The organism is Iningainema tapete BLCC-T55 (assembly GCF_014698965.1).
GTDB classification, from domain to species: domain Bacteria; phylum Cyanobacteriota; class Cyanobacteriia; order Cyanobacteriales; family Nostocaceae; genus Iningainema; species Iningainema tapete.
On record NZ_JACXAE010000126.1, the window covers coordinates 42035 to 66884 of the forward strand.

Annotated in this window: 21 protein-coding genes and 1 tRNA gene; 6 read left to right on the plus strand and 16 right to left on the minus strand. The window is 42.3% G+C overall.

Going from position 1 to position 24850, the window contains the following annotated elements; all coding sequences use genetic code 11:
* Positions 1-28 precede the first annotated feature (28 nt).
* Both ICL16_RS41230 and ICL16_RS41235 read right to left on the minus strand, forming a co-directional pair.
* On the minus strand, positions 29-1054 hold the full coding sequence (locus ICL16_RS41230; RefSeq protein WP_190837811.1) for an ABC transporter permease: 1026 nt from the start codon (positions 1052-1054) through the stop codon (positions 29-31).
* An 88-nt stretch (positions 1055-1142) separates the two neighbouring features.
* Complete coding sequence (locus ICL16_RS41235; protein WP_190837813.1) at positions 1143-2774, minus strand: ABC transporter substrate-binding protein; 1632 nt, start codon at positions 2772-2774, stop codon at positions 1143-1145.
* 259 nt (positions 2775-3033) lie between these two features.
* Here ICL16_RS41235 and ICL16_RS41240 point away from each other — a divergent pair, with 259 nt between their 5' ends.
* The 4 genes from ICL16_RS41240 to ICL16_RS41255 all read left to right on the plus strand — a co-directional run bounded on the left by ICL16_RS41240 (position 3034) and on the right by ICL16_RS41255 (position 6644).
* Positions 3034-3369 (plus strand): hypothetical protein, encoded by a 336-nt coding sequence (locus ICL16_RS41240; RefSeq protein WP_190837814.1) that lies wholly within the window; start codon positions 3034-3036, stop codon positions 3367-3369.
* Between the two features lie 355 nt (positions 3370-3724).
* Complete coding sequence (psbB, locus tag ICL16_RS41245; RefSeq protein ID WP_190837816.1) at positions 3725-5278, plus strand: photosystem II chlorophyll-binding protein CP47; 1554 nt, start codon at positions 3725-3727, stop codon at positions 5276-5278.
* Between the two features lie 79 nt (positions 5279-5357).
* A complete protein-coding gene (locus ICL16_RS41250; protein WP_190837818.1) occupies positions 5358-5462 on the plus strand; it encodes a photosystem II reaction center protein T in 105 nt (34 codons plus the stop codon).
* Positions 5463-5576: 114 nt separating this feature from the next.
* Positions 5577-6644, plus strand: a complete 1068-nt coding sequence (locus ICL16_RS41255) for a serine hydrolase (protein WP_190837820.1) — start codon at positions 5577-5579, stop codon at positions 6642-6644.
* On the opposite strand, the gene ICL16_RS41260 is transcribed toward ICL16_RS41255, so the two are convergent.
* From ICL16_RS41260 to ICL16_RS41285, 6 genes are all read right to left on the minus strand, one after another.
* Positions 6626-6892 (minus strand): type II toxin-antitoxin system RelE family toxin, encoded by a 267-nt coding sequence (locus ICL16_RS41260; protein ID WP_190837822.1) that lies wholly within the window; start codon positions 6890-6892, stop codon positions 6626-6628. The genes ICL16_RS41255 and ICL16_RS41260 overlap by 19 nt on opposite strands.
* The gene (locus ICL16_RS41265) at positions 6889-7098 is read right to left on the minus strand and encodes a hypothetical protein (protein ID WP_190837824.1); all 210 of its coding nucleotides are present in this window, start codon (positions 7096-7098) and stop codon (positions 6889-6891) included. The genes ICL16_RS41260 and ICL16_RS41265 overlap by 4 nt, the downstream gene beginning before the upstream one ends.
* A gap of 17 nt (positions 7099-7115) precedes the next feature.
* Complete coding sequence (locus ICL16_RS41270; RefSeq protein WP_190837826.1) at positions 7116-7325, minus strand: DUF6887 family protein; 210 nt, start codon at positions 7323-7325, stop codon at positions 7116-7118.
* 1 nt (position 7326) lies between these two features.
* Positions 7327-7644 carry a hypothetical protein gene (locus ICL16_RS41275; RefSeq protein WP_190837828.1) on the minus strand — a complete coding sequence of 106 codons (318 nt, stop codon included), beginning with the start codon at positions 7642-7644 and terminating at the stop codon, positions 7327-7329.
* 98 nt (positions 7645-7742) lie between these two features.
* Positions 7743-7925: a BrnT family toxin gene (locus tag ICL16_RS47535; RefSeq protein WP_337907216.1), complete on the minus strand. Its 183-nt coding sequence runs from the start codon at positions 7923-7925 to the stop codon at positions 7743-7745.
* A 48-nt stretch (positions 7926-7973) separates the two neighbouring features.
* Positions 7974-8459, minus strand: a complete 486-nt coding sequence (locus ICL16_RS41285; protein WP_190837830.1) for a hypothetical protein — start codon at positions 8457-8459, stop codon at positions 7974-7976.
* Between the two features lie 165 nt (positions 8460-8624).
* Between ICL16_RS41285 and ICL16_RS41290 the strand changes: the two genes are divergently transcribed.
* Positions 8625-10520, plus strand: a complete 1896-nt coding sequence (locus ICL16_RS41290) for a serine/threonine-protein kinase (RefSeq protein WP_190837832.1) — start codon at positions 8625-8627, stop codon at positions 10518-10520.
* Here ICL16_RS41290 and ICL16_RS41295 read toward each other — a convergent pair.
* From ICL16_RS41295 to ndhL, 8 genes are all read right to left on the minus strand, one after another.
* Positions 10517-11083, minus strand: coding sequence for a hypothetical protein (locus ICL16_RS41295; protein WP_190837834.1), 567 nt, complete (start codon positions 11081-11083; stop codon positions 10517-10519). The genes ICL16_RS41290 and ICL16_RS41295 overlap by 4 nt on opposite strands.
* 169 nt (positions 11084-11252) lie before the next feature.
* The gene (locus ICL16_RS41300; RefSeq protein WP_190837836.1) at positions 11253-14573 is read right to left on the minus strand and encodes an SdrD B-like domain-containing protein; all 3321 of its coding nucleotides are present in this window, start codon (positions 14571-14573) and stop codon (positions 11253-11255) included.
* A gap of 20 nt (positions 14574-14593) precedes the next feature.
* The gene (locus ICL16_RS41305; protein ID WP_190837838.1) at positions 14594-16831 is read right to left on the minus strand and encodes an OmpA family protein; all 2238 of its coding nucleotides are present in this window, start codon (positions 16829-16831) and stop codon (positions 14594-14596) included.
* Between the two features lie 86 nt (positions 16832-16917).
* Positions 16918-20670 carry a hypothetical protein gene (locus ICL16_RS41310; RefSeq protein WP_238361180.1) on the minus strand — a complete coding sequence of 1251 codons (3753 nt, stop codon included), beginning with the start codon at positions 20668-20670 and terminating at the stop codon, positions 16918-16920.
* Entirely contained in the window at positions 20667-21587 is a 921-nt protein-coding gene (locus ICL16_RS41315; protein ID WP_190837840.1) for a DUF11 domain-containing protein, read from the minus strand. The genes ICL16_RS41310 and ICL16_RS41315 overlap by 4 nt, the downstream gene beginning before the upstream one ends.
* A 1335-nt stretch (positions 21588-22922) precedes the next feature.
* Positions 22923-23552, minus strand: a complete 630-nt coding sequence (locus ICL16_RS41320; protein WP_190837842.1) for a coiled-coil domain-containing protein — start codon at positions 23550-23552, stop codon at positions 22923-22925.
* A 247-nt stretch (positions 23553-23799) separates the two neighbouring features.
* Positions 23800-24165 (minus strand): DUF3007 family protein, encoded by a 366-nt coding sequence (locus tag ICL16_RS41325; protein WP_190837844.1) that lies wholly within the window; start codon positions 24163-24165, stop codon positions 23800-23802.
* A gap of 107 nt (positions 24166-24272) precedes the next feature.
* A complete protein-coding gene (gene ndhL, locus ICL16_RS41330) occupies positions 24273-24485 on the minus strand; it encodes an NAD(P)H-quinone oxidoreductase subunit L (protein WP_190837846.1) in 213 nt (70 codons plus the stop codon).
* Between the two features lie 198 nt (positions 24486-24683).
* Here ndhL and ICL16_RS41335 point away from each other — a divergent pair.
* A tRNA-Leu gene (locus ICL16_RS41335) sits at positions 24684-24768 on the plus strand.
* The last annotated feature ends 82 nt before the right edge of the window (positions 24769-24850 follow it).

A 24850-nucleotide genomic window follows, 5' to 3' on the forward strand; every position in this document is an offset into this window, starting at 1 on the left:
CGGTTCCTGACTCCAATTACCCCACCTCCTAATAACGAATGCGTGGATCAACATACGCATTGATAATATCAATCAAAATACTAGCAAAGACAACAATCGCCCCAAAAAATACCATGATTCCTTGTACCGTGGGATAATCTCGCTCAGAAATTCCTTGGTACAATCGAAACGCCAATCCAGGCCAAGAAAATGTTACTTCAGTTAAAATTGCCCCACCAAGTAAAGAAGCAAAAGTCAAACCTAAAATCGTAATTACCGGAATTAAAGCATTTTTTAAAGCGTGAGAAACTAAAATCTTTCCTTCCGGAATTCCTCTTGCTCTAGCCGCTTCTACATAATCTGCTCGTAGGGTTTGCTTTAAATTCACGCGCACAATTCGTTCAAAAATACCACTGAGCAAAACTCCTAAAGTGCAACTAGGAAGGATGAGATATCGCAAAGTAGTAAAAAACTGAATAAAATTGCCACTTAACAAACTATCTATTGTATATAAACCAGTAATAGTATTTGGGGCAGGAATAGTTGCTGGAAAACGTGTTCCCAAGGGTAACCAATCAAGCTGAACTGCAAAAATCAATTGCAGAAGCATTCCCGCCCAAAACATGGGGAGTGAGTAGGTGATGATCCCAAATAAACGTCCCCCCACATCAAAAGGTGTGTTAGGGCGTGTGGCAGAAAGACTACCGATCGCAATCCCCACAATTAAAGCGATCGCCAAACTAAATATTGCTAACTCCGTTGTTGCCGGAAAGTGTTGCCAAATTATGTCCCAAACGTTTTGTCCCCGACTTGTAATTGACTTTCCTAAATCAAAGCGTAATAAGGAACCTACATAATTCAGATACTGTAGCAACGGCGGCAGGTTTAAACCCAGTTGTTTTCGCAATTCCTCTTTGGCACTTTCTGGCGCACGCCCACCGAGAATCGCATCAACTGGATCTCCTGGTGTTGCTCGTAGTAGTAGAAATACTATTGTGATGATAGTTAGTAGTTGAAGTGGAGCTAGAAGTAAACGAGTAGTTATGTAATAGGTTAGGGCTTTGGAACGGGACATAATGTTTGTTAATTGTTAATTGCTAATTGCTAATTGCTAATTGCTAATTAGGAATGATAACTCCTGACTCCTGTCTCCTGTCTCCTGACTACTTTTTGATTGTTTTGTAGATAAGATTTTGCGTGGGATCTAGTTGAACGCCGCTGATACCATTTTGGGCAAATACGAACTCTTTGCTTTGCCACAAAGGAATGTAAGGAACATCAGCAGCTAGTTGTGCTTGAATTTCTGCAAAAATGTTTTTCCGGACTGCGGGGTTTTGCTCTTGGCGCTGTTGTTCGATCAGTTTGTTCATGCGATCGCTATAGTAAAACGAACCCTGAGTTTGACTGCCCCCATCTTGACATCCGGTTGCCACGGAACCTTTTTGACAAGATAAAAACGGTTGAGTGTAATTGTCTGGGTCTAAAAAGTCAGGATACCAATCCAGCACAAACATGGGATATGTGCCTTTGGTGATGTTGTTATAAGCGGAGGTAGATTCCACCGAGTTGGTTTCCAATTGCAGCAAACCATCCATTGTTTTTTTCACAAGAGCTTTAAGTACTAACACTATGTAGCCGTCAGTGGGGACGTTTGATTTATACCAAAGTTCAACACGAGCCGGATTGGTTTTGGAAAAACCTGCTTGGGTAAGGAGTTCTTTAGCCTTTTGGGCATTACCATCACTGTATAGCTCTTGAAATACTGGTTTATAAACATTAAATGTTGTTGGGATCAAACTGTAAATTGCTTCAGATTGACCGTATAATACTCGCTCAGATAATATTGCACGGTTAATCATTGCGGCGATCGCTTGTCTTACCACTGGGTTATCCAAAGGTTTTTGATTCCGGTTTACTGCCAAAAACTTGATTACATTCCCAGAAGCAGCAATTGCCTGCCAAGATCCTTCTTTTGCCAGTTCCTCCAAGCTGCGAATTTGATCTGGGTCCATATTCAGGTAAGCTACATCTACAGCTTTTTTGCGGAAGTTATTGTACAAGTTCACTCCACTACTGAATATTTGTACATTAATACCTCCATTTGCTGGTTTTTCTCCCCAATATTTGTCAAATACATCAAATTGCAGCGAATCTGGACCAAATCTTGCTAATTTATAAGGACCAGTGCCAATAAAAATATTAGGATTAAATTTTCCTTGTCCTAGTTCGTAAGATGACGGCGAAACTGCACAAACACCAGAAAATGCTAGTAGTGAGGGAAAGGCTGTGAACGGCTTTTTCAGCTTGACTGTTAACTCATACTCACCTGTGGTTTTTACCGATTCCACTACATCGCCAAGCAAGAAAGACGGCTTACCCTTATTTTCGATAAAACGCTGGAGACTAAATGCCATTGCTTTGGCGTTGAAGGGAGTGTCGTCATGAAAAACAACTCCTTGACGCAGGGGAATTGTGTAAGTTAAACCATCAGCACTTACTTGTGGTAGTGCGGTGGCTAACTGGGGTTTAATTTCAGTACTTCCTGGTTCGTAGGTGTAGAGGCGATCGCTCATGTTATACACCAATCCCAGTGACGCTAATTCATAAGCATCAGCCGGATCAAGAGTACGCGGTTTTTGGGTAGTACCTATAGTAATACGACCATCTGTGCTTGATGATACTTTAGTGGTTTGCTGACCGTTAGCACAACTAACCACCAAAAATAAACATAGACAAAACAATGAAAATAATTTTGTTATCTGACCCCACCGTTTCACGGATAAGGAACATCTCATAGAATTGGGATTTCTAAACTCAGTGGTCAGTCATTGTACTACAACTGTGGCTAAATCTCTCAGGATAAATTCATAAAAATAATTATTTCCGTCAGAAAAGTTTTTATTTAATTAAAAATATAGATATTGGCGCTTGTTTGTTCTAAATTCGTAATATAACCAGGGGATTAGTTTGTTAAGCTTTTTCAAAGACTCCAGAAGTCAAGTTTTATATTTATACATCACCAACTAAGATTGTTAGGATAGCGAGATTAAAAGCGTGAAGTACTTCTTTCTATCAGAGGGTTGGACAGTTGGCAGAGTGTGGGCATCTGATGGATTATGGCAGATCACCGCATGGCGCCGCCAACCAGAAATGCAGCGATTAAATATTTGTCTTGTCGAACAAGGTGAAGTACTATGGCTGTACCGAGTGGAAGACGCTGTTTTAACAGTGGAAGTAAAGCCAACTACACTCCAACAGACTAGTAACACAAGCCAAGCGATCGGTCAAGTGGTACTTAAGCGTCTCATGAGTGCCGAACAGGTAATTGAGCGCTTGGGGACTGCGGAGGCGAAATGTCAACTGCAAAATATTCAACCAGTAGTGCAGTAGTTGATGGAGGTAAAGAGTAAACATTTCTTTACCAAACCCCACATTCCCAACCCCACACTCTTAATGCTTGTAAATCAGGCGTTTGCGTAGCTTGAGTATACCTAAACTACGTAAACGCCTATATTTACACGCTTGCAAACAGCTCAAACAATAGTTACACTTTTTAAAACATTCTCATTTTTGCATGGCGATGCGTAGACATTCGGTCAGGAGTCTTCCTTAAGAATGTTGGCGTTGCTGTGACTAACCACACTGTCTGACTTTTAAGACAAACATTGTGGAAAAGCCCTAGTGGCGATAACAAAAACTGAAAAATTGCTTTGTAAACATAACTCATCGAGGAGGAGCGTAGTCGATGGGACTACCCTGGTACCGAGTACATACAGTAGTTCTGAACGATCCAGGACGACTGATTTCTGTACACTTGATGCATACAGCCTTGGTGTCAGGCTGGGCAGGTTCGATGGCTTTGTACGAACTGGCTATTTATGACCCCAGCGACCCTGTACTCAACCCGATGTGGCGTCAAGGAATGTACGTGCTACCCTTCATGGCACGCTTGGGCGTCACCCAATCTTGGGGTGGTTGGAACGTTACTGGTGGTCCAGCTACCGATCCTGGTTTCTGGTCATTTGAAGGCGTAGCAGCCGCTCACATTGTTCTTTCCGGTTTGTTGTTCCTAGCTGCTGTTTGGCACTGGGTTTACTGGGATTTGGAACTTTTCCAAGATCCCCGTACTGGTGAACCCGCTCTCGACTTGCCAAAAATGTTTGGCATTCACTTGTTCTTATCTGGTTTACTTTGTTTCGGCTTCGGCGCTTTCCACTTAACTGGACTATTTGGACCAGGGATGTGGGTTTCTGACGCCTTTGGTTTAACCGGTCACGTCCAACCAGTTGCGCCAGAGTGGGGGCCAGATGGGTTTAACCCATATAACCCTGGTGGTGTAGTAGCTCACCACATTGCAGCGGGGATCGTCGGTATTATTGCTGGTTTATTTCACTTGACGGTAAGACCCCCAGAAAGGCTATACAAAGCCCTCAGAATGGGTAATATTGAAACCGTACTTTCCAGTAGTATTGCCGCTGTATTCTTTGCAGCGTTTGTAGTAGCTGGTACTATGTGGTACGGAAGCGCTACCACCCCAATCGAACTGTTTGGCCCTACCCGTTACCAATGGGATCAGGGTTACTTCAAGCAGGAAATTCAGCGCCGTGTGCAAACTAGCGTTGCCGAAGGTGCTTCGCTCAGTGAAGCTTGGTCAGATATTCCCGAAAAACTTGCTTTCTATGACTACGTGGGTAACAGCCCAGCCAAAGGTGGTTTGTTCCGCGTGGGACCAATGAATAAGACTAATGGTATTGCCCTTTCTTGGTTGGGTCATCCAGTCTTTAAGGATAGCGAAGGTCGGGAATTGTCGGTGCGCCGTCTTCCTAACTTCTTTGAAACTTTCCCCGTGATCTTAAGTGACGCTGATGGAGTTGTCCGTGCTGACATCCCCTTCCGGCGGGCAGAATCTCAGTATAGCTTTGAGCAAGCTGGCGTGACTGTTAGCTTCTATGGTGGTGATCTAAATGGTCAAACATTTACAGATCCTGCTGATGTGAAGAAGTACGCTCGTCTAGCACAAGGTGGTGAACCATTCTTATTTGATGGGGATCAAAGTACAAGGTTTGGTAATTTACCATTAGCTAAGACTGATGGTGTATACCGCACCAGTCCTAGAGGTTGGTTTACCTTCGCTCACGCTGTATTTGCTCTGTTATTCTTCTTTGGTCATATCTGGCATGGTTCTCGGACAATCTACCGAGATGTATTTGCTGGTATTGACGCTGACATTGAAGAACAAGTCGAGTTCGGTGTCTTCCAGAAAGTGGGTGACTTAACAACCCGTAAGAAGGAAGCCTAAGAATGTTGTAGAGACGTACCATGGTACGTCTCTACAAGGTAGAATATTAATGGTGGCAGGATAGGCAGGTACTTTTGTTATGGAAAGCGTTGCGTACATCTTAATTTTGACTCTGGCAATCGGAGTTCTTTTCTTCGCGATCGCGTTTCGCGAACCCCCTCGTATTCAAAACAAAGATGAGTAGAGATGCTATAAATTGCGTCTTTAATGTTTGTTTGGTTTTTAATCTTTAAAAATAAACTTTTTTACCGCTGTTACTATAAGTGACAGCGGTTATTTTTACTAAGTGGTATTCTGTGTGAGCCAATCTCCTCAAGAACAAATTAAGCTAACTGTTGAACAAGCACTTAACAAAAACCAGATTCCAGGAGCTGCGATCGCCATATATATTAATAGTCAGTCCTTTCTTGAAACAAGTATTGGATATCAAGACCTTAACCATGAAGTATTCCTACCTGTAGATGCCAACTTCTACATCTACAGCATTACAAAAAGTCTTCTCGCCACAGCATCGTTGTACCTTGTCAGTCGTGGAGTACTGGCGATCGACACTTCTGTAAAAACGTACCTACCTGATTTCCCTTTGAATGCCTCTATCACACTGCGACAACTTTTGAGTCATACTAGTGGACTACCAGACTATGGTGCTGTATCCGCCTATTTTGATGCTGTAAAAGCAACTCCTAGTTCTCCTTGGTCAACGGAAACTTTTCTAGACTTTGCCCAAACACAAGGTTTACAATTTCCACCAGGAAAAGCATGGAAATATTCAAATATTGGTTACCTACTACTAAAGTGTATCCTCGAAAAAGTAACTGGTTTTTCCCTACAGCAACTTTTGCATAAAGTTATTTTTAACCCACTTTCTTTGCAAAAAACTTTTATTCCCAGTACTTTACATGATATTCGTGAACTTACGCCAGGGTATAGCACTTTTTTCAATGGAGATTTGCAAGACGTGACTCGTGTTTACCACCCTAGTTGGGTTGCTCATGGTGTTGTTGTTTCAACAGCGCCAGAACTTGCCAAAATTATAGACGCGCTATTTACAGGCAAAATTCTTAATCCTCTGTTCGTCAACCAAATGCTCACTCCTGTTCACTTATTGGGAAAGCATTCGCTGTTTCAACTTTTAGGATATGGACTGGGACTGTTTTTGGATGTAGAGTCACCCTATAGGATGGTAGGAGGACATACAGGTGAAGGACCAGGATACTCAGTTGCTGCCTTTCATTTTCCAAAGTTAGCAGATTCTCGCGTCACAGTGGTGGCATTTGTTAATCGAGATCAACACGATTCTGGATTAGTACTTGTGGATAAGATGGTTGACATCTTAAATTGCTCAAATTATGGAAAGTACCTGTAAACATCTTTCCTGTGCAATACTCTCACAAAAATGACTATATTCTCATCTAATTTAATACCGATTCTATAGTCTCCTACTTTAATGCGATAGTATTCACCGTCAGCTTTGATCTTTTTAAGATTGCTCACATTCCCAAGATTGTCGGCAATTTCCACTTCTTCAATTACAGCTTTGATTCTTTGAAGTAATGCTTCTTTACGAATATTGCCTAAATCTTTTTCAAAGCTTTTTTTAAACTCTACTTTCATCCTTTACTTTCCAAGATTTTGAAAACTGCTTCACGGCTGACCGTCTCAGTATTTTCACCTTCCTTAATAGCTTTTTCTAAGGCTATGTCTTCTATTATTTCTACTAATAAATCAGAAAATACCTCTTTTTGCTCTTGAAATAGCTCAATAATAGCTGTCTTCAAAAGTTCTTTTAGTCTACTTTCTTCTAGGTTAAGTTCAGCCATATATCCTCCTAATCACCTCAAGACTTAGAACCATTTTGAGTCCGTGCCATGAATTCAGGATAATTTTCCAAGTCCTGCAATGACTCCAAAGGTGGCATTTCAATCCAATTCCCTTCTGCATGTAGCTTATCTACAAAAGCATAAAAAGCTTCCTTATTTTCTCGGTGAGCAATAACATAATCATGCAAATCTTTTTGACTCATTACTTGAAAGTTTGGTTTAGTCATCCTATGTAGCTCCATCTTCCGTTGGGGTATTTGTTTCAGCTTTAATTTCTTGGAGAATTGTGAAAATTTCCTCTTCTGATTGAATATGCCTTGCTAATACTTGAGCGGTTGATTCAAGCATACGAGCAGAGAATAATTTAGCTAAGTCTTGTCGCAAACCCTGTCCAATATAAAACCTGAGTAATGCTTCAGGTGACATATCTCGATTAGTGGCAACTTTTTCGAGCGATCGCAACGTATCTTTTGGTATCTTTATCGTTACTGTTTCTGCAGCACGGGGTCGTAAATTTAGTTCTATTTCTTCTTCAGGCTTGTTCATACAACTTTCTTTCAATACGAGTAGCAGGACGGGCAGAAATTATGCGTGTTCGTCTACCACGTTCTACATAAACTACTAGTAATAGGCGTTGAGCAATCTTAATAACCAATGATGAAATCACGCTGTTCATCGTTAGCGCTGGCATCACCCATCTGGTAGAAAGGGTCAAAGAACACTTCTGCTGCTTCTTCAAATGTAACACCATGTTTTTCTACATTGCTTTGTGCTTTGTTTTCATCCCATTCAAATTCAGTGCCTTGCAACTGATAAACAGTATTCATGTATCAATCTATTCAGATCACTAAGTGCGTGGGTGTTTTGGGGTGAGGTTATGCTGGTAAATTGGCAAACACCTGCTCGACTAACTGTTTTGCTTTAGCATCTAAACGTTGCCAATCCACATCTCCGGTTTCATCGATTAGACTAGTATCAATCTCGACTGCTTCATCTCCTGCTTGATAGTTGTTAAAACAAACTTGATAACATAGATGCCACATATCAATCTGGACTGTTTGCTCTTGACGCTGTAAACACAGATGATATCCTGGATGGGGCATGGGTAGACGAGCTAGAGCCTCTCTGATTTCCAGAGCTTGTTCCGGTGTAGCCGTTTCCAGTTCTTCTAAAAGCTTTGTCACGACTACTTTAGTTTCTTCAGTAGTACCAGCAGGCCAAATTAGTACATCTTGGTAAGTCCCCTTCCAAGCAGATACCTCAAGCAGCTTGCGGATATTATCGACAACGCGAATGAAAGCAGGTTGCATCAACAGTTCCGCCTGTTGCCATGCAACTGAGTTCGTTATTTTAGGTGGCATTGGTAGTCAATCGGGATATATGAAATAAAAGTTAACAATGTAGATTTATTAAAAAACTGAGATTTTTATCCAAATCTTTTCTCAAGATAGCGGATTTTATTGAGGAATATTTGGAGATATTTATTACCACCTCTAAAAAAAAGGTGTAAACACTGGGGAGTGAATATGATCGGTAAGCTGCTAGACCACCGTTATCAAGTTATTAACGTCCTTGCCACAGGAGGATTCGGTCAAACCTATATTGCCAAAGATACTAAGCGACCAGGCAACCCCGTTTGCGTTGTCAAGCACCTCAAACCCGCAAATGACCCAAAAGTGTTTGATACTGCTAAGCGCCTGTTCCAAAATGAAGCCGACACTCTAGAACAACTGGGAAACCATGACCAAATTCCTCGGCTTCTAGCTTACTTTGACGACAATCAAGAATTCTACTTAGTACAAGAATTCATCGAAGGGCATCCATTAAGCGATGAACTAGTTCCTGGTAAAAGATGGAGTGAAAGCCAAGTAATTCAAATGTTGCAGGAAGTTCTGAGCATCCTGCTATTTGTCCATCGTCAAGGTGTGATTCACCGTGACATCAAACCAGACAACATCATTCGTCGTGCGGCAGACAACAAATTAGTTTTAGTTGATTTTGGGGCTGTTAAACAATTGCGAGTGTCTACTAGCGGATATCGCACTGCGACAGTAGCCATTGGTACTCCAGGTTATATGCCGATAGAACAAGGGCAAGGCAAGCCCCGCCCTAACAGTGATATTTATGCTTTAGGCATTATCGCTGTTCAAGCTCTAACGGGAGTACCGTCAATGGATTTGCAAGAAGATCCCGAAACAGGGGAAATTCTTTGGCAACATTTAGCACCTGTTAGCAATGAGTTAGCGGCTGTGTTAACTAAAATGGTGCGTTATCATTTCAAAGACCGCTATCAAAGTGTATCGGAAGCACTGCAAGCCTTGCCCAGCTTGGAATTTAAGTCTTCGGCTCATGTAAACGTAGTGGGAAATGATTCGAGAAATTCTCATTATCAACAAGTAGAATACTATTCGCCCCAGTCACGACAGAAAACCATTGCTGTTGCACCAGCAAATCTTGCTGCAGCCCCACAACCAGTTAAAGCCAGCCCTAAACCAGTTCGTAAAGGTTCTGGAGGACCTGATTTATTACACTTACTCATCCTGGCTGGGTTGGTAACTGGTGCTGCTGTTGCTAGCCCAAATTTAGTGAAAAATGTGCAAAGTTTTGCCACAAATTTTAAAGCAACTGAAGCCCAACTACCACAAAACTGTATGGCTCTGGTAGTGGGTAATTCCAATATCCGTTCTGAACCTAGTTCTATTAGTTCTGACACTGTTGTGCAAGTTGTCACTAACGATCAAAAGTTCGAGGTTACAGGTAAGCGAACAAAACATGGTTGGGTGCAGGTTAAGCTTGATGCACGCTTGGCATGGGCGCACTCAGATGTGATCCAAAATAATGAAGAATGGGCTTCTTGTCTACGCGATAAAAGTATTGCGCTGAAAACTGTTAATGATGCAGATTTTATTGCCGATCGCCCCGCTCCGCAACCGAAACCAAAACCCATTGTTGCACAAACACCATCGCCTAGCAACAATGGTGATGATAAATGGGAAGAAGCTAAAAAGAAGTATGAATCAGGAGATATACAAGGTGCGATCGCACTGCTAGAATCAGTTACTGCCAAATCTTCTGGCATTAAAGAAACCACAGAAATGATTAATCAGTGGCAGCAGGATTGGGCGAAGGCAGAAGCATTATTTAATGACATTAACAAAGCTCTCGATCAAGGAAACTGGGATCAAGTTCTGGCTTACAGAGATCATCCTGAAAAATTACCCAATATTCAATATTGGCGAGATAAACTTGATCCCATGTTCAAGCAAGCTGCCGAAAATTTACATCAACAGCAGCTTCCTAGAGCAGACAAACCTACTGTGCCCAAAACTTTACGAACAAAACCAACTCCAGCTGACACACCAGACACTACAGATAGTTCTAGTACTACAGCCAAGCCCGATCCTCAATTAAAACTGTACTAATTTTTCCTTTGGGGAGCTGGCTGAGGAGACACAATTGGCGGCAAATTTAAATCGGTATTAAAAAAGTATACGCGATCGCAGTATTGGGTTTGACTAGTACAAACAGCTTCTATACCAACGTTACTAACATTGCTAACATCTAATGATATTAAGGCTTGCTGTGCTGGTGCAACTGTACGAGCGTCAGCCTGCCTACCATCTAAGTATACCCTCACCTGTACTGCCGGACTTCTGGTGTCATTGTCACGCATTCCAAAACCTAAGTTTAGAGTTTGAAACACAGGTTGAGGACGATTATCAGGTTTGATTTTACAAGTTAGGGAAGCAGCACGGTAGCCCGGTCCCAAATAAAACTGACTTGAATAAACTGCTCTACCTATAGAAACATCTAAATTTTGTTCACGGGCAGTACCCAATCCACTGCTCACACATTTAGCTCTTAATAAAGGAACAGGACGTGGTACTTTAGGCGGTGCTTGAGCAATTGTTTCACTAAATGCAGTAGTCACGCATAATACCACAGTACTGGCGACAAATGAACTAATTAACTTAATTTTTTGCATTCTTTCAAAAGATCACAATAAAAGTCAAAACAATGATATCTAATCACAAATCGATTTTTTCTTTATTGAACATCTTTCTTGTAACATATAGCTCCCAACCGGAATGTGAGGCAGGCAGGATGCCCACCCCACAAGATAAAAAGTATATTCCTTCTGCCTCCTGCCTTGTTTAATCAATTCTCACGCGGAAACGAATAAAGCCAAAGTTGCTACTAGGACTAATATTGCCCAAGTTTAAAATCACTGCACCTTGGTTATTAGTTTGATTTTGACAGGTATTACCGCTTGGTAAAGGTCTTAAGGGTGAGAAAAATGCTCCTTGATCTGAATCTTCAGCATTAGTTAACGTATTATTTGTTCCAGCGCGATTCACCACAATTCCTGTACCTGCACCAAAACTATCTGCACTGTAGCTTGTTTGAGATGGAATCAAGTCGCAGAATCTGACATTTTGCAGATCCTGACTACCTTCAGCAAGGTAGTATAGCGTGTACTCAACTTCATCTCCACTTTGCAAAGCCGTTTCAATTTCACGAAATCCACGCACTGGTTGTGACTGATTTATGGTATTGTCATCTTCACCAGTACCATCATCAAAAGTATTAAAGTTTAAACCACTGATAGGTTGACCATTTCTCAATACATTGGTGATGCGTTTCACTAACCGTAAATTAGTTTGACTAGCACCAGGTGCTTGAGCAAAGAAACCAAAATCAAGGTTAGTAATCGACTGATTGGCATTCAAGGTAACAGGATTAGGCTGAGTTAAAGTAGGAGTAAAGCCGGATGGTGGATTGGTGACACTAACTCTGTAGTTACCAGTAGGTAAATCTGGGAAACTATACCTACCATTATTATCAGTGTTAGTAGTGCGGGTGATGTCATCAGATGTACCAAAAGTACCATCTGGTCCTGCACCAGTCAAGGTAACTGAAGTGTTACTAAATCCTGGTTCACCTGGTTCTGGGGCATTATTGTTGTTTCGATCATTGAAGACAAAACCACCTAAATTAGCATTCACTGTTCGGAAGCCAAAGTCAACAGTATCTAAATTTTGCCCAGCACTCAAATTAATCGTTTGTGGTGGTATTTGGGTGGGACTGAAACCCGTAGGTGGATTGGTGACGACTACTCTGTAATTACCCGGTGGTAAATTCGTAATGCTGTATCGACCGTTATTATCAGTAGTAGTAGTGCGGGTGATGTCGTCTGGTGTACCAAATTGACCATCAGGACCTGCACCAGTTAAGCTGATGTTGATGCCACCAATACCCGGTTCATTGGCATCTTGAGTGCTGTTACCGTTAGTGTCATTATATACTGTATCCCCAATTGTTCCTTGTTGCTGTGGGGTGAAGCCAAAATCAACAGTGTCTAAATTTTGCCCAGCACTCAAATTAATCGTTTGTGGTGGTATTTGGGTGGGACTGAAACCCGTAGGTGGATTGGTGACGACTACTCTGTAATTACCCGGTGGTAAATTCGTAATGCCATATCGACCATTGCCATCAGTAGTAGTAGTGCGGGTGATGTCGTCTGGTGTACCAAATTGACCATCAGAACCTGCACCAGTTAAGCTGATGTTGATGCCACCAATACCCGGTTCATTGGCATCTTGAGTGCTGTTACCGTTAGTGTCATTATATACTGTATCCCCAATTGTTCCTTGTTGCTGTGGGGTGAAGCCAAAATCAACAGTGTCTAAATTTTGCCCAGCACTCAAATTAATCGTTTGTGGTGGTATTTGGGTGGGACTGAAACCCGCAGGTGGATTGGTGACGACTACTCTGTAATTACCCGGTGGTAAATTCGTAATGCCATATCGACCATTGCCATCAGTAGTAGTAGTGCGGGTGATGTCGTCTGGTGTACCAAATTGACCGTCAGGACCTGCACCAGTTAAGCTAATGTTGATGCCACCAATACCCGGTTCGTTAGCGTCTTGAGTGCTGTTACCGTTAGTATCATTGTATACTGTATCTCCAATTGTTCCCTGTTGCTGTTGGGTGAAACCAAAGTCAATGGTGTCTAAATTTTGCCCTGCCGCCAAGTTGACTGTTTCTGGTGGTACTTGGGTAGCACTGAACCCAGCAGGTGGATTAGCAACAACTACTCTATAGTTACCGGGAGGCAGTTGAGCAAAGCTGTATCGACCATTACCATCAGTAGTAGTGGTACGAGTAATGTCGTCTGCTGTACCAAATTGACCATCAGGACCTGCACCAGTTAAGTTGAGATTGATGCCACCAATACCCGGTTCATTGGCATCTTGAGTGCTGTTACCGTTAGTATCATTATATACTGTATCTCCAATTGTTCCCTGTTGCTGTTGGGTGAAACCAAAGTCTACTGTGTCTAAATTTTGCCCTGCCGCCAAGTTGACTGTTTCTGGTGGTCTTTGAGTGGGATTAAAACCTGTAGGTGGATTGGCGACAACTACTCGGTAATTACCTGGTGGTAATTGAGCAAAGCTGTATCGACCGTTGCCATCAGTAGTAGTGGTGCGGGTGATGTCATCTGCTGTACCAAAGTTCCCGTCAGGACCTGCACCTGTTAAGTTAAGATTGATCCCTCCAATACCCGGTTCATTGGCATCCTGAGTGCTGTTACCGTTAGTATCGTTATATACTGTGTCCCCAATTGTACCTGTTGTTCCTGGTGCCGCTGCACAAATATTGATCCTAGCAAGACCTATTGTCTCATCTTGTAAAGGATTACCGAATTCTGTACCAGGTTCATACAAAATCCGGATTTGAGTAACTGGACCAGATGGCGTAGCTGAGACGTTAGCATTACTTTGATCGCGAGGTGAATTCGCCACGATGCCTACAGCAACGTTGCCAGTAACTCTAGTAAAGGGAGGGTTTCCTAACGCTGCCAGTGTTACCCCAACGGGGGTGTTTCCGTTAAATGCAGTTACTGTAACCCTATCTTGGAATGTGACATCAGTCGGACTGGTTATAGTATTTCTGTCAACGTCCAACAAAGTGAGGGGAGATGCTAAAGTAACTGGTTGATTAAAGTTAATAATCAGCGTCGCATTGCTACCTAGTGGCGCTGGTAGATTATTCAGTGTGTTTTCATTAACACCTATACCTATGTTAAACTCCAAATGTGGTCCGGGAAGACCACCATAAATAACGTTGCTGATTAGTGTCTCCGTTGGGTCAATCACTTGGCCAGGAAGGCTTTCACTAAAACTGAAGGATGCTGTAATTCCATCAACACTTGGTGTTTGACTAGTAATGCCAGCAAAGTTGGAAGGAGTCCACTCTAGTGTTCTTGGTGTTGTACCTGCTGGACAGTTTGATGGTGTTTGCGCTAACACTTTTTCACCAGAAATTTTCCCTACTAAGGGAATTGATGTCATGGCGAATAGTAGTGTGAGCAGGGAACCTCGGAAAGGTTTTAGTGTCCTAGTAACTGTTTGTTGAGTACTCTGAGCAAACCCCAAGGGTTGTTTATTGGTTTTTTTTAATATAGTAGTCATAAAAGCACACGTAAATTGAACTATCTTCTTCTGCCGCGTCGCCGTTCTATTTGCAAGTCGTCTTCTTGTTCTTCAATAATTAGGTCGATACCTCTGACATCTTTGAAGATGATTTCCACACGACGATCGCGTGCGTAATCAACCACATCCGTACCACCGGGAACCTTCAGTCGAGACTCACCAAAGGATCTGATCGTCATCCTTTCTGGTGCAATACCCCTACGTAGTAAGTAATTTCTCACAGATAATGCCCGTCGTCTACCCAATGCCAAGTTGTATGCATTACTAGCACGGGGATCAGTATGACCTTGTAATTCAATTACAATCACTGGATTTTGCTTTAATACCTCCGCCACTCGATCAAGAACTTCCGCAGTAGTCGGACTAATAAAGGATTTATCTAAAGCAAAGTGTACGTTACGTGGTACTTTGATTCGCAGTGGTACAGGTACAGGTTCTGGTTCCGGTTCTGGGGTTGGTGGTGGTGTTGGTGGTGCTGGTCTGGTAGTACACTGTGGTATGGGAATTCGCTGTGGTTTAGTCGGAGTCAGGTTGGGTGAAGTACCGTTTTGACCAATGAATGCTGCCACTGCTGGTTCTGATGTACCGTATCTGGGATCTGTGGCGATCGCACTGACTACATCGCCTACTTGTAAATTATCTACCGTGACGCTAAAATTTCCCTTCTCATCAACTTTTGTAGTTGCCAAAGGTTCAGTGAGTGCGCCGTAACCTGGTTCATAGAGTGCTTGTTTACCTTGCTGATAATCTCCTAAACGATAAATTGTTACTTCGCTGCCCGGATCGGCTTTACCTTGTAATGTGACACTATTACCTGTGTCCGTAAATGTCCGTGGGGAGGTGAATTCTGGGGCATTAATCGCGGCATTTCCTGTATCCCGACGACGGTTGGAAGAATCCCGCTGAGGATTGGGACCATCTCCTCTTTGAAAATCGCTGACATCTAGATTGCGCTCGGTGTTGAGGTCTATACTCAAACCCTCCAACACAGCAAATTTGTTATTTTGAATAATATTGCGATCGCTATTGGGGAACGCACTCACTACTACCCCTGGCCCTGTTTGATTGTCAATTTCGTTACCTATAACTTGGTGATTACTACCCATCAAGTAAACTGCTGCCCGTCTTAGCCGTCTGCCATTGTAAGTAATTTTATTGTTCTGTATTTGTACCTCCCCTTCTGGTTTAAATAAATACACTCCCGCTCCATCATTGGCACAAATTAAGTTGCCAATAACTTGAGATTTAGTCACTACACCTTCAAAACGTAAAGCATCAGGCATTCCCGCAATGCCATTACCGACGATGATGTTTTGTTGCACAACCGTATTTTCACCACGTACAGATGTAATAATCGCGCTACCTTCGTGGAAATAAATCCGGTTACGGCGAATTGTTGCCCCTTGGGAGTTAAAAACATAAATCCCGAAAGCTGATGTTTTTTCTGGTAGTTGTTCATCTTTCGTCAACCCCAACCAGTTGTCTTCAATGACAACATTTTTTGGTGGCGTATCCCTGTCATAAAAAGGAAAGCTACTATTAGGCGGTTGCTGTCGGGTAGTGTTAGGAGGCGGGAAACGATGAGCAATGACAATATCTCCAGGTGGTGAAGTCAAAGTCACTGGCTTGGGAGTAATGTCGAAAGCTAAATTGCCCAGAATTTGTTTAATCGGAGTGGCATTGAAACCGTAAATGTTTAAACCGCGAATTGTGATGTTATCAGCAACAACTGTCAAACCGCGAAGTATTTCTTTGTCGGGTGCGGGTGTGATGGTAACTACTGGAATTGGAATCGCTATTTCAGCAGTAGCTGAAGTTGCCGCATCATATCCTGGTTGAGTAGCGCCATCAATTACTAATCCAGGTGCTGCTAAATCTGGCAGTTGTGTCTGTAATTGAATAGTAGTGGCGTCATTGGGTAAATTGAACTCAATACGCGAGCCGCTCCCGGTGGCTGGTGTAAGTTGCGCTCTTTCTTCACCACTGAGCTTTTCGACATTGAGCGTACCATTAACTAAGGCGATCGCTTCACGTAAAGTCAGTTGATTATCTGGTTGAACCTCACCATCCTGGTTACTATTAACCACAACTCGCACACCAGCGGGTGTCTGACTTAATGCAGTATCTAAAGGTAAAAGGTAAAAGGTAAAAGGTAAAAGATAAAAAAAGTGTTTGGGAATTTTTGTTTTCTTTTTCACCTTTTGATCATGTAGCCCATGAACTTTTAACCTGGACATTACTTACTCACTCCTATCCACCTCGGATGCGAACAACTTATTACTTCAAAGAGATCCCCCCTGCCCCCCGAACCAAGGGGAGTAGTTTATTGCCCCCCTTGAAAAGGGGGGTTGGGGGGTTCAAACGCTTGTTTCTTCTGCAAACGTTGAATTAAACGACTTTGTGTACTTGGTTGGGAAGCTGTAGGAACTTCAGATTCTCGCTGTTGCCTGGGTACAGGTCTTTGTAATCCAAAGCCGCCGAAAAGCTCGTTTAACTTGAGGCTAATGTTAAGATAAACACCACCTTCAGAACGATAGCCAGTAAAATCTCGGTCATCTACGCTACCGAAGCTATAACCCAAACCAATCCGTAAATCAGGAGTGAGATAGTATCCTGCTTCTAAAGCTACACCAAACTCGTCATAGTTAGTACCGCTGTTAGAATTTTGACCAATCCAGCGTCCTTCAACTGCTATGTCTGTGCGATAACCCAATTTATATGCTGCTCTTAGCTGTGCTAAATTGGCTGTACCATCGTATCTATCGCCACTTAAGAATGTGACCCCGTTACGCAGAGCGTATTTGCCATAAAATTCCCACCGCCAACTAGGGGCGTAGATAGCTTCAGCAGAAAATATATGCCCCGTGGCGGTAGTTCCAGTGAGTAAATTTTCGGGAATTGTGTCAAAGTTTTGCCGATACTCGTATTTGAGTAAGGCGTTTAGTTTATCATTACTAGGATCGCGATAAGCTAAACCAATTTTGAGGTTAGCAGTGTCTCCAAGTTCTTGAAGTCTGACGCCTGTTTGGTTGATACCAACGGCAGAGGAAGGAAGATAAATGTTTGCTTCTCCTGCTTGTTGATAGCGGACTAATGCCGTTAAAGCGGGAGATAATTTACCTGCGGCGGCAAGGGAGATGACTGTGTTGTTGCCTTGTTCGTCGCCGTCACGAAATTCAAATCTACCACTTGCCTTGAAATCGGGATTGTCGGTGTATTCTAATCCAACGCTGTAGATTGAACCTGAGAAAAGTCCTAATGTGGAAGCAGTTTGACCAAGTGCGTAGTATTGTTCGTATCGAGAACCTGCGGCTGTAGCGTTAAAGATGTTTTTGAATATGTATTCGTAACCCAAGCTGAGTCTTAATCCGGGGGCAATGCGAATACCATGATTCAATCCCAAAGCACCTTGTCCTTGTAAGCCGTTAAATGCTGATAATACTGAGTAACGACCTGAGAGGTTAGTATCTTGGGAAAATTTATGATTGACTATGGTATCTAATGTGGTAAAAGAGTTACCTGGCAACAAGCTGCTGTCACCATAAAACTGGTGGGCGAGTCGGAATGTCACATCTTGATATGGTGTCCAGTCCAATCCTAAGGTTGTACGGTTGGGATATAGTGGATCTTCGCCACTCAGATTTTGCTCATTTTGTGCTTGGAAAGTTAAAGATTGAGTGATGGGTAATTTAAGCCGAGATACCAACTGTTCGGCATCGCCTGTAAACTGATTACTAATTCGGTCTTCACGGGAACGTTTGACGTACTCTACACTTAAATCGGCAGAACCCAGTTTCTGTAGAACTCCAGCGCGGAAGGTTTCTAACTCGTTGCTTACTCTCTCGCCTGGACGTGCTTGTGGCTGGGGATTGAATAAGTCAAAAAAGTCTATAATTCGGCTGGGGGAGATACCATAGTTTTCTTCATAGTCGTAGGCTACTCTCAGAGCAGTACTATTTGTTACTCTAGCAAGTACTCCGGCTCCGTAGCGAGTTTGTCCGGGGCTAAAGCTGTAAGTGGCGTTGTTAGTAAATCCTGGCTCTACTCCCCGGTAATATGCTGAACCTTGTAGGACATTACCGAGGTTCGCAATTGCTTCTATACGATAAGCATTTCCTTCAGATTGCTGTCCGGTAAGGAAGTCGTTGCTAGAGCGGGCATATTCCCCGATAATTTTACCTGCATTCCCTAAGGAGATGAGGAAATCTGCTCCATACAATTCAAATATTCTCCCGCCTTGGTCTTCGCGCAAATAACTGGCTGCGGCAAAAGTTCTGTTGTCTAACTCTTGTTGAGAGAAGTTATATTGTAATCGTCCGGCGTAGATGTTAGAATCTTGACCTGATTCGTTTTGGTAAGTAACGACGATTCGTCTAACTAAAGTATCACCAAAAGGATTGAGATCTGTTGCTTGAACAGGACGGAAGAATTTAATTGTACCTCGGTCGTAGTCGATTTCGTAATCTGTGTACCGATTCATGGCTTTGCGCTGAACTACAGTACCAGGTCGATTAATTTCTTCTGATTCTATGTAAACGTTTTCACTGCCGGGAATTAACAGTCTTTTGGATAGGTAATAATATCCACTTGTACCGTCGGGAACGATGGTATCTCTTTGGAAGGCGTCGGTGTCATTAAGGTGACTGTACATTGCAGTTATTTGCAATGGCCCAAAACTGTAGTTACCTTTGAAACCGTGCAATAGGCGATCTGTAGCAGTGTACAACTGGGAGGATCTGGCGAATTCTTGGGTGTTGAAGTCACCCCACATAACGTAATCTGGTTCCGCACCTGGTACGGGAGATGTACGTTCTAAACGAGCATAAAAACTGTCGATGGAGGGGGTGGTGGGAGTAAAGGTTGAGCTATCGCCGTAAACTGGATACGGTTGTTCGCAAAACTGAATACCACCAAAGAGACGGTTTCTGCCTTCACAGTCTTGGTTAATGGGGCGGTAGCTGTTTAATGCTCCTGTGAATAACCATTCCCCGATTGTACCTGTGGTGAACACAGAAGATTTGAAATCTACTACTGTCCCATCATCTGTCTGGTTGGGATTGAGAAAATCTTGGAAGCTACCCCAGTAATCAGTACCACCTTGTCCGATGCGTAAGTTGATGACCCCAGTTGTGAGTGAAGGGCGGAGATACGTGGTAAATTCTACTTGGGTGTAGGCTTCTAAGGGGGTGTCGCCAAATTTGTTAAATATTGAAGTATCTGTTTGTTGCGGGAATGATAAATTTCCGTCTAATCTAGGTATTTCTCCTTGAACAATTGGCGATGGTTTTTTGATTTTGTCTACAGCGGCGCGAATTTTGACTTGTTGAGGTTTGATGCCTGATTGTAGAGTGGCAATAAATTCACCATTACGAGCGATCGCCTGAAACCCTGCTTGATCTTTATCTTGATCGGCGCCAATAAATTTACCAGCACTAGAGGTCAAAGTTACCATCACATCTTCTCTAATGGGTTGACCATTTTCGAGAATTTGCCCTTGTAGTCTGATCGTAGAACGTCCATCAGCTTGAACGCGAGGATCGCCTAAAGGTGTGATTTCAATTCGGATACCCTTGTCCGACGCGGCAGGCGTAGAGACGCCCCGCTGGGGCGTCTCCAAAGGATTGGGAGTTGTCGGTTGTTGAATCGGGGAAGAAGGGTTTTGTTGAAACTCGGTAGCTGGTTGCTGAATTGGGGAAGAAGGGTTTTGTTGAAACTCGGTAGCTGGTTGCTGAACAGGAGAAGAAGGGTTTTGTTGAAACTGAGAAACTGGATTTTGTATAACCGGAGAAGAACCATTCGTAAATTTATCTGACTCCGCTATTTTTACTACTCCCAGATTAGAGGCATCAATAGCACTAGTCGGCAATTGAGTTTCAGACACCGACTCGGCTGCGGCTGCTTTGAAAATTGCTGCCTGTGCGCCTACCAGCGAAGGTAAAATGACTGCAAAAAATGTAGGTAATATACCTGCTCTACTTTTGGTAAGTAGGGTAAAGCAATTCAAAGATGATTGTTGTTGGCTGTTTTTAGGACTGATCCTAAATTTATGGGGTATCCCTAGTTTTCTTGTTTTCATCGCTTACCCTCTGAAAACGCAGGCGTAACTGCAAAATTAACTCGTACCATGCTACTAGGTGCTAATTTCACAAAGCGTGATTGGCTATTTCTTTCAATGAAGTATTTGTTCGGAGCTAGTGCATATCCTGGTAAGCTAGTCAAGTCTAGAGTTGCACTTCGATAACCAGAAATCACATTAGCTAGGGAGAACAGCCCTTTGGCATCGGTAACAATGCGATTACCATCGTCCATGTAAATCACCGCATTCGGTATTCCTGGTTCGTTTGGTTGCTGTTCTCCGTCAAAGTTTTTATCATGGAACACTCGTCCAATTAATGTACCACAATCAGACACGATGCCTGGTTTAATTCGTAATTGGTAACTGGCTTGATTACTGGTTAAGCTTCCAGAACTAGCTTGTGCCAAGTTTCTGCCAGTGCCTCGCACAGCATCTGGTGTAACCTCGGCAGCATATATTACTTCCAAAACTTCACCTGGTTGCAATACCCGTGATGAGGTAATTGTTACCGTTCTATTTGAAACTGAATTAGCACTTAGGGACACAGGCGTATCCCCGACAAAACCTTTGAGACTTCGCTCAACAAATCGTAAACCTAAAGGAAGTCTGTCCGTAATCGTGATATTTTCGGCTGGCGCTCTACCTGTATTTCTAATTCCCAGACGGTAAACTACCGTTTCACCTGGTTCAACCGCAGCCCTGTCAGCCGTCTTGGTGATGTTTAAACCAGCTTGACTTGCTCTCACCCTTACTAGGTTGGAGTCAACTCTTCCGGGGAGATTATCGGCACCACCACTTGCAGTGTTGTCTATCACGTTTTGAGCAACAGACGGAATTGCTCTATAAGTAATAGTACTTATAGATAAAAAGGTAAAAACGAGGCTCTTGTGCCTCAGCCATGAAATTATAGATGTCATTAGAAGGCATCAAGAAATAGCAGAGGATTTTCCGAAGTTAAAGTCTTGAACTAAATTTTGCCGACAATATTCAAATTCCCTAACATCCAAAGCATAGTAACAGTAAAAATCACCGAAATGTATCTAAATTTTGATAAACTTGCAGTTTCTTTACAATTACTTTGACAAAATATTGAACTTTTTGTTAGGTGACGCAGGTATTACAGCCCTTTCCGTAAGAAAAATGCGTAAAAACCTCAAAGTGAAACACGACTGATGAGATTTGCTCTGTAGATGCACACCATTAGTAGCTATATACGTTTTAAATGCGTCATAGCTGACCAAGGTTTATTTATGCAGGTATAACCGCAAATAGATGCTGCAAGTATGTGAAAATCACAAATATTTGCAGCACAAATTCAATGCTGACAGTTGCCTCCTCAGATTTAGTATTTGCCTGAATTTATTTGCACACTGAATTAAGAAGACTGGGCATTTAAGTTGCATTACTCGTTGTATTTGTTGACTATCAACTTTCTCATCGAGACAATGTGTAATTTAAATACGTAACAGCTTATGACAATGTGAACAAATTGCAGAACAGCTACTAGCTGGGTTGGAAGTTCCAACTTCAGCTCTATTTGCGCTCTAACAAACCTGAACACTTTAGAATAAATAATACAGGAAACAATGCATTTGTATAGCTATTCAAACATATATTTTTTAGTATTTTTTTAGTAAATTTACTCATTTAATCTGATGAAGTAATTAAATATATATATATGAATTCAGTATTTTTTCTCATATTTTGGTTTGCTACCACATTCTACCTGAGTATTTTTCTTTTCTAGATGCTGTTCGTCCAAGTAAAGCCAAGAAAAAGAAACAACGTAAAAATCTATGTTTTACATTTTTTTTCAACAAGGACTCAACATAGTCGTGTTTTTTGGTCACTGGTAGATGTGTAATATTGAAGCACAGATGCAACTATCGTTCCTAAATCTACAAGGAAATAGTTACAACATGCTTAGTACGTTAATTTACTGTACGAAGAATAATTATATATCCTCTCCATCAACTTTACAAAAAGTTGGAGATTCATCCGGATATATTTGACAGAATGCAGTTGGTTTAGCGCAAAATTTAGCAGTCACTCGACTACAGCTTTTTAATTGAACAACTTTTCAGATAAAAATTTTAAATAGTATACATATAAATATATACAAAATTGAACACTAATTAAGTGTCCTAGAGAGAAGTTTAATTAATACCTGATAAACAAGCACAAACTGACAATAATTAGTTGGTGTTACCCTACTGATTTTTGCATTGAGCGCTTGATTGCGCATAAAGATTTCAATACATATCATCGTACTCTGGCGTTTCCACTCGTCTTTCTGTACGTGGAGGTAAAAATTCAGGACGACGCACAGGAACTAAAGACGATGTAGAGCCATTGTAGGGGTGAATCACTTGCACAGTTCGAGGACGCTGTTTTGGTGAAAATAAAGCTAAGACCCCTGCTACGACAACACCACCACCAATTGTTAAAGTCATACCTCCGACTGCCCAGACAATAGGAGAAGACCACCACGGAGTAGGAGATTGCTGTAAAGCTGCATTTTGGTTATGCTGCTGAGCATTTAACTGTAGCTGGTAGTTGTAACTTTGCCATTGAGACTGAATTTGCTGGACTTGAGTTTTGAGTTGCTCGTTTTCGCGCTTTAAATTTTCATTCTCAACTTTTACCCGTTCCATTGCTAAGCGCTCTTCAGCATTAGGACTAACAGGTGTTGGTGCATTGGGGTATCCTGGTTGTCCATAGTAAGGATATTGCCCTGATGGCTGCACCACTGATGGCGGCGCTACTACAGTTGGCATTTGTGGGGTAATAAAGTTTGGTTGAGTCCCCGTTCCCTTAAGCAAAAGCAAAGCCGCCAGTCCAGCTACTGCAACTCCGCCGATAAATGCCATACTTTCACTCATCGCCTTTACCCCTAGAATTTAATGGAATTATAACCATGAGTGACACACACTCTCTCACACTGAAATTCACACTCATAAATTGTATTCTGGTTAACTTGACATAATACCCAAACAATAACAATAGCAGCAGTAACTTTTATTCCTGCTGGATATGTGCCTTATATATTCAAGACTATATTAATTAAATTGTCTAGCAACGAGCGTGAAAAAACTTTTTGATTAAATTTTTTTATTGGGAGTCACCGAGTCAGGAGTTAGGAGTCACCGAGTCAGAATTCTCCCCATATCCCCCAGTTTCCCCCACTCGCTTACTTCCCTGCTCTTGCTCAAGTTCAGCTTGAATTTGTGCTAATTCTTGAGGAGAGAGTTCGTCTAAGCGCTTTTTGAAAAAGGCTTCTTCGTACTGTTCCCGCTGTTGATGGTAAGTCATTTTTTTTCCAGTTGCCCGAACAGCATAGGTAAACAGCCAGCCCAGCAACCCACCAACTAACAGAACTTGGCTCCAAATTCCAGCTTCAAAGCTACCTAAGCCCAATTGTTGCAAGATTATATATGCCAAGCCGCCGGTAACAAACACTCCAAAGCCAATTCCAAGAGCATCAATGCGTCGCATGATAGTTAAAACGTCAATTTGTTAGGATTTTCGTAGAGACGCCCCGGTGGGGCGTCTCCTCCACCAGATGAAAATTTTTCGCCCACACAGCGTCTTGACAACAAAGTTTAGACTTCAATTTTGCGTCGTTGGGGTCGAAAATTCATAATCGGCGATAAAAGCAACAAACCGGGAAAGAAGAAAAACACGAGAAAGTACATAAAGCCCCGCTCAAAGGAGGTAGCTACATACCAACGCTGTTGCAAGTAAAGTAGAACAGCCGCTGGCATAACTAACAGGTAAGCCCCTGCCAAAACTAGATACAGTAGCGCTATAATCATATCTCATGTCCTTTGAGGAGAACAAATTTATTGGTGTTCTCCCTATCATATTATGGTGTAGAGGCGTGTAGTGTGGAATTTTGACAAACTTTTTTTTAAAGTTAGTTGCCAAAATACAAAATTGATGCTGCAATAGATGAGGTGGTAAATACTGCACCCAACAAAATCAGCAAAGCAGTAAAAACTTCCAACCGATAGGGGGGTGTGGCGGAATGGCAGACGCTACGGACTTAAAATCCGTTGACCCTAAACGGTCGTGAGGGTTCAAGTCCCTCCACCCCCATCTCAAGATAATTAACTTATGACTATCAAGTACCTGGAGTAGGGGAGTAGAGGAGAATTCTGTCTCCTGACTCCTGAGCCCT

Bases quoted from the DNA above. Each gene is read 5' to 3' on its own strand.
- ICL16_RS41230 (WP_190837811.1), bottom strand. From the start codon at position 1,054: ATGTCCCGTTCCAAAGCCCTAACCTATTACATAACTACTCGTTTACTT.
- ICL16_RS41235 (WP_190837813.1), bottom strand. From the start codon at position 2,774: ATGAGATGTTCCTTATCCGTGAAACGGTGGGGTCAGATAACAAAATTA.
- psbB (WP_190837816.1), top strand. From the start codon at position 3,725: ATGGGACTACCCTGGTACCGAGTACATACAGTAGTTCTGAACGATCCA.
- ICL16_RS41250 (WP_190837818.1), top strand. From the start codon at position 5,358: ATGGAAAGCGTTGCGTACATCTTAATTTTGACTCTGGCAATCGGAGTT.
- ICL16_RS41260 (WP_190837822.1), bottom strand. From the start codon at position 6,892: ATGAAAGTAGAGTTTAAAAAAAGCTTTGAAAAAGATTTAGGCAATATT.
- ICL16_RS41265 (WP_190837824.1), bottom strand. From the start codon at position 7,098: ATGGCTGAACTTAACCTAGAAGAAAGTAGACTAAAAGAACTTTTGAAG.
- ICL16_RS41270 (WP_190837826.1), bottom strand. From the start codon at position 7,325: ATGACTAAACCAAACTTTCAAGTAATGAGTCAAAAAGATTTGCATGAT.
- ICL16_RS41275 (WP_190837828.1), bottom strand. From the start codon at position 7,644: ATGAACAAGCCTGAAGAAGAAATAGAACTAAATTTACGACCCCGTGCT.
- ICL16_RS47535 (WP_337907216.1), bottom strand. From the start codon at position 7,925: ATGAATACTGTTTATCAGTTGCAAGGCACTGAATTTGAATGGGATGAA.
- ICL16_RS41285 (WP_190837830.1), bottom strand. From the start codon at position 8,459: ATGCCACCTAAAATAACGAACTCAGTTGCATGGCAACAGGCGGAACTG.
- ICL16_RS41290 (WP_190837832.1), top strand. From the start codon at position 8,625: ATGATCGGTAAGCTGCTAGACCACCGTTATCAAGTTATTAACGTCCTT.
- ICL16_RS41295 (WP_190837834.1), bottom strand. From the start codon at position 11,083: ATGCAAAAAATTAAGTTAATTAGTTCATTTGTCGCCAGTACTGTGGTA.
- ICL16_RS41300 (WP_190837836.1), bottom strand. From the start codon at position 14,573: ATGACTACTATATTAAAAAAAACCAATAAACAACCCTTGGGGTTTGCT.
- ICL16_RS41305 (WP_190837838.1), bottom strand. From the start codon at position 16,831: ATGTCCAGGTTAAAAGTTCATGGGCTACATGATCAAAAGGTGAAAAAG.
- ICL16_RS41310 (WP_238361180.1), bottom strand. From the start codon at position 20,670: ATGAAAACAAGAAAACTAGGGATACCCCATAAATTTAGGATCAGTCCT.
- ICL16_RS41315 (WP_190837840.1), bottom strand. From the start codon at position 21,587: ATGACATCTATAATTTCATGGCTGAGGCACAAGAGCCTCGTTTTTACC.
- ICL16_RS41320 (WP_190837842.1), bottom strand. From the start codon at position 23,552: ATGAGTGAAAGTATGGCATTTATCGGCGGAGTTGCAGTAGCTGGACTG.
- ICL16_RS41325 (WP_190837844.1), bottom strand. From the start codon at position 24,165: ATGCGACGCATTGATGCTCTTGGAATTGGCTTTGGAGTGTTTGTTACC.
- ndhL (WP_190837846.1), bottom strand. From the start codon at position 24,485: ATGATTATAGCGCTACTGTATCTAGTTTTGGCAGGGGCTTACCTGTTA.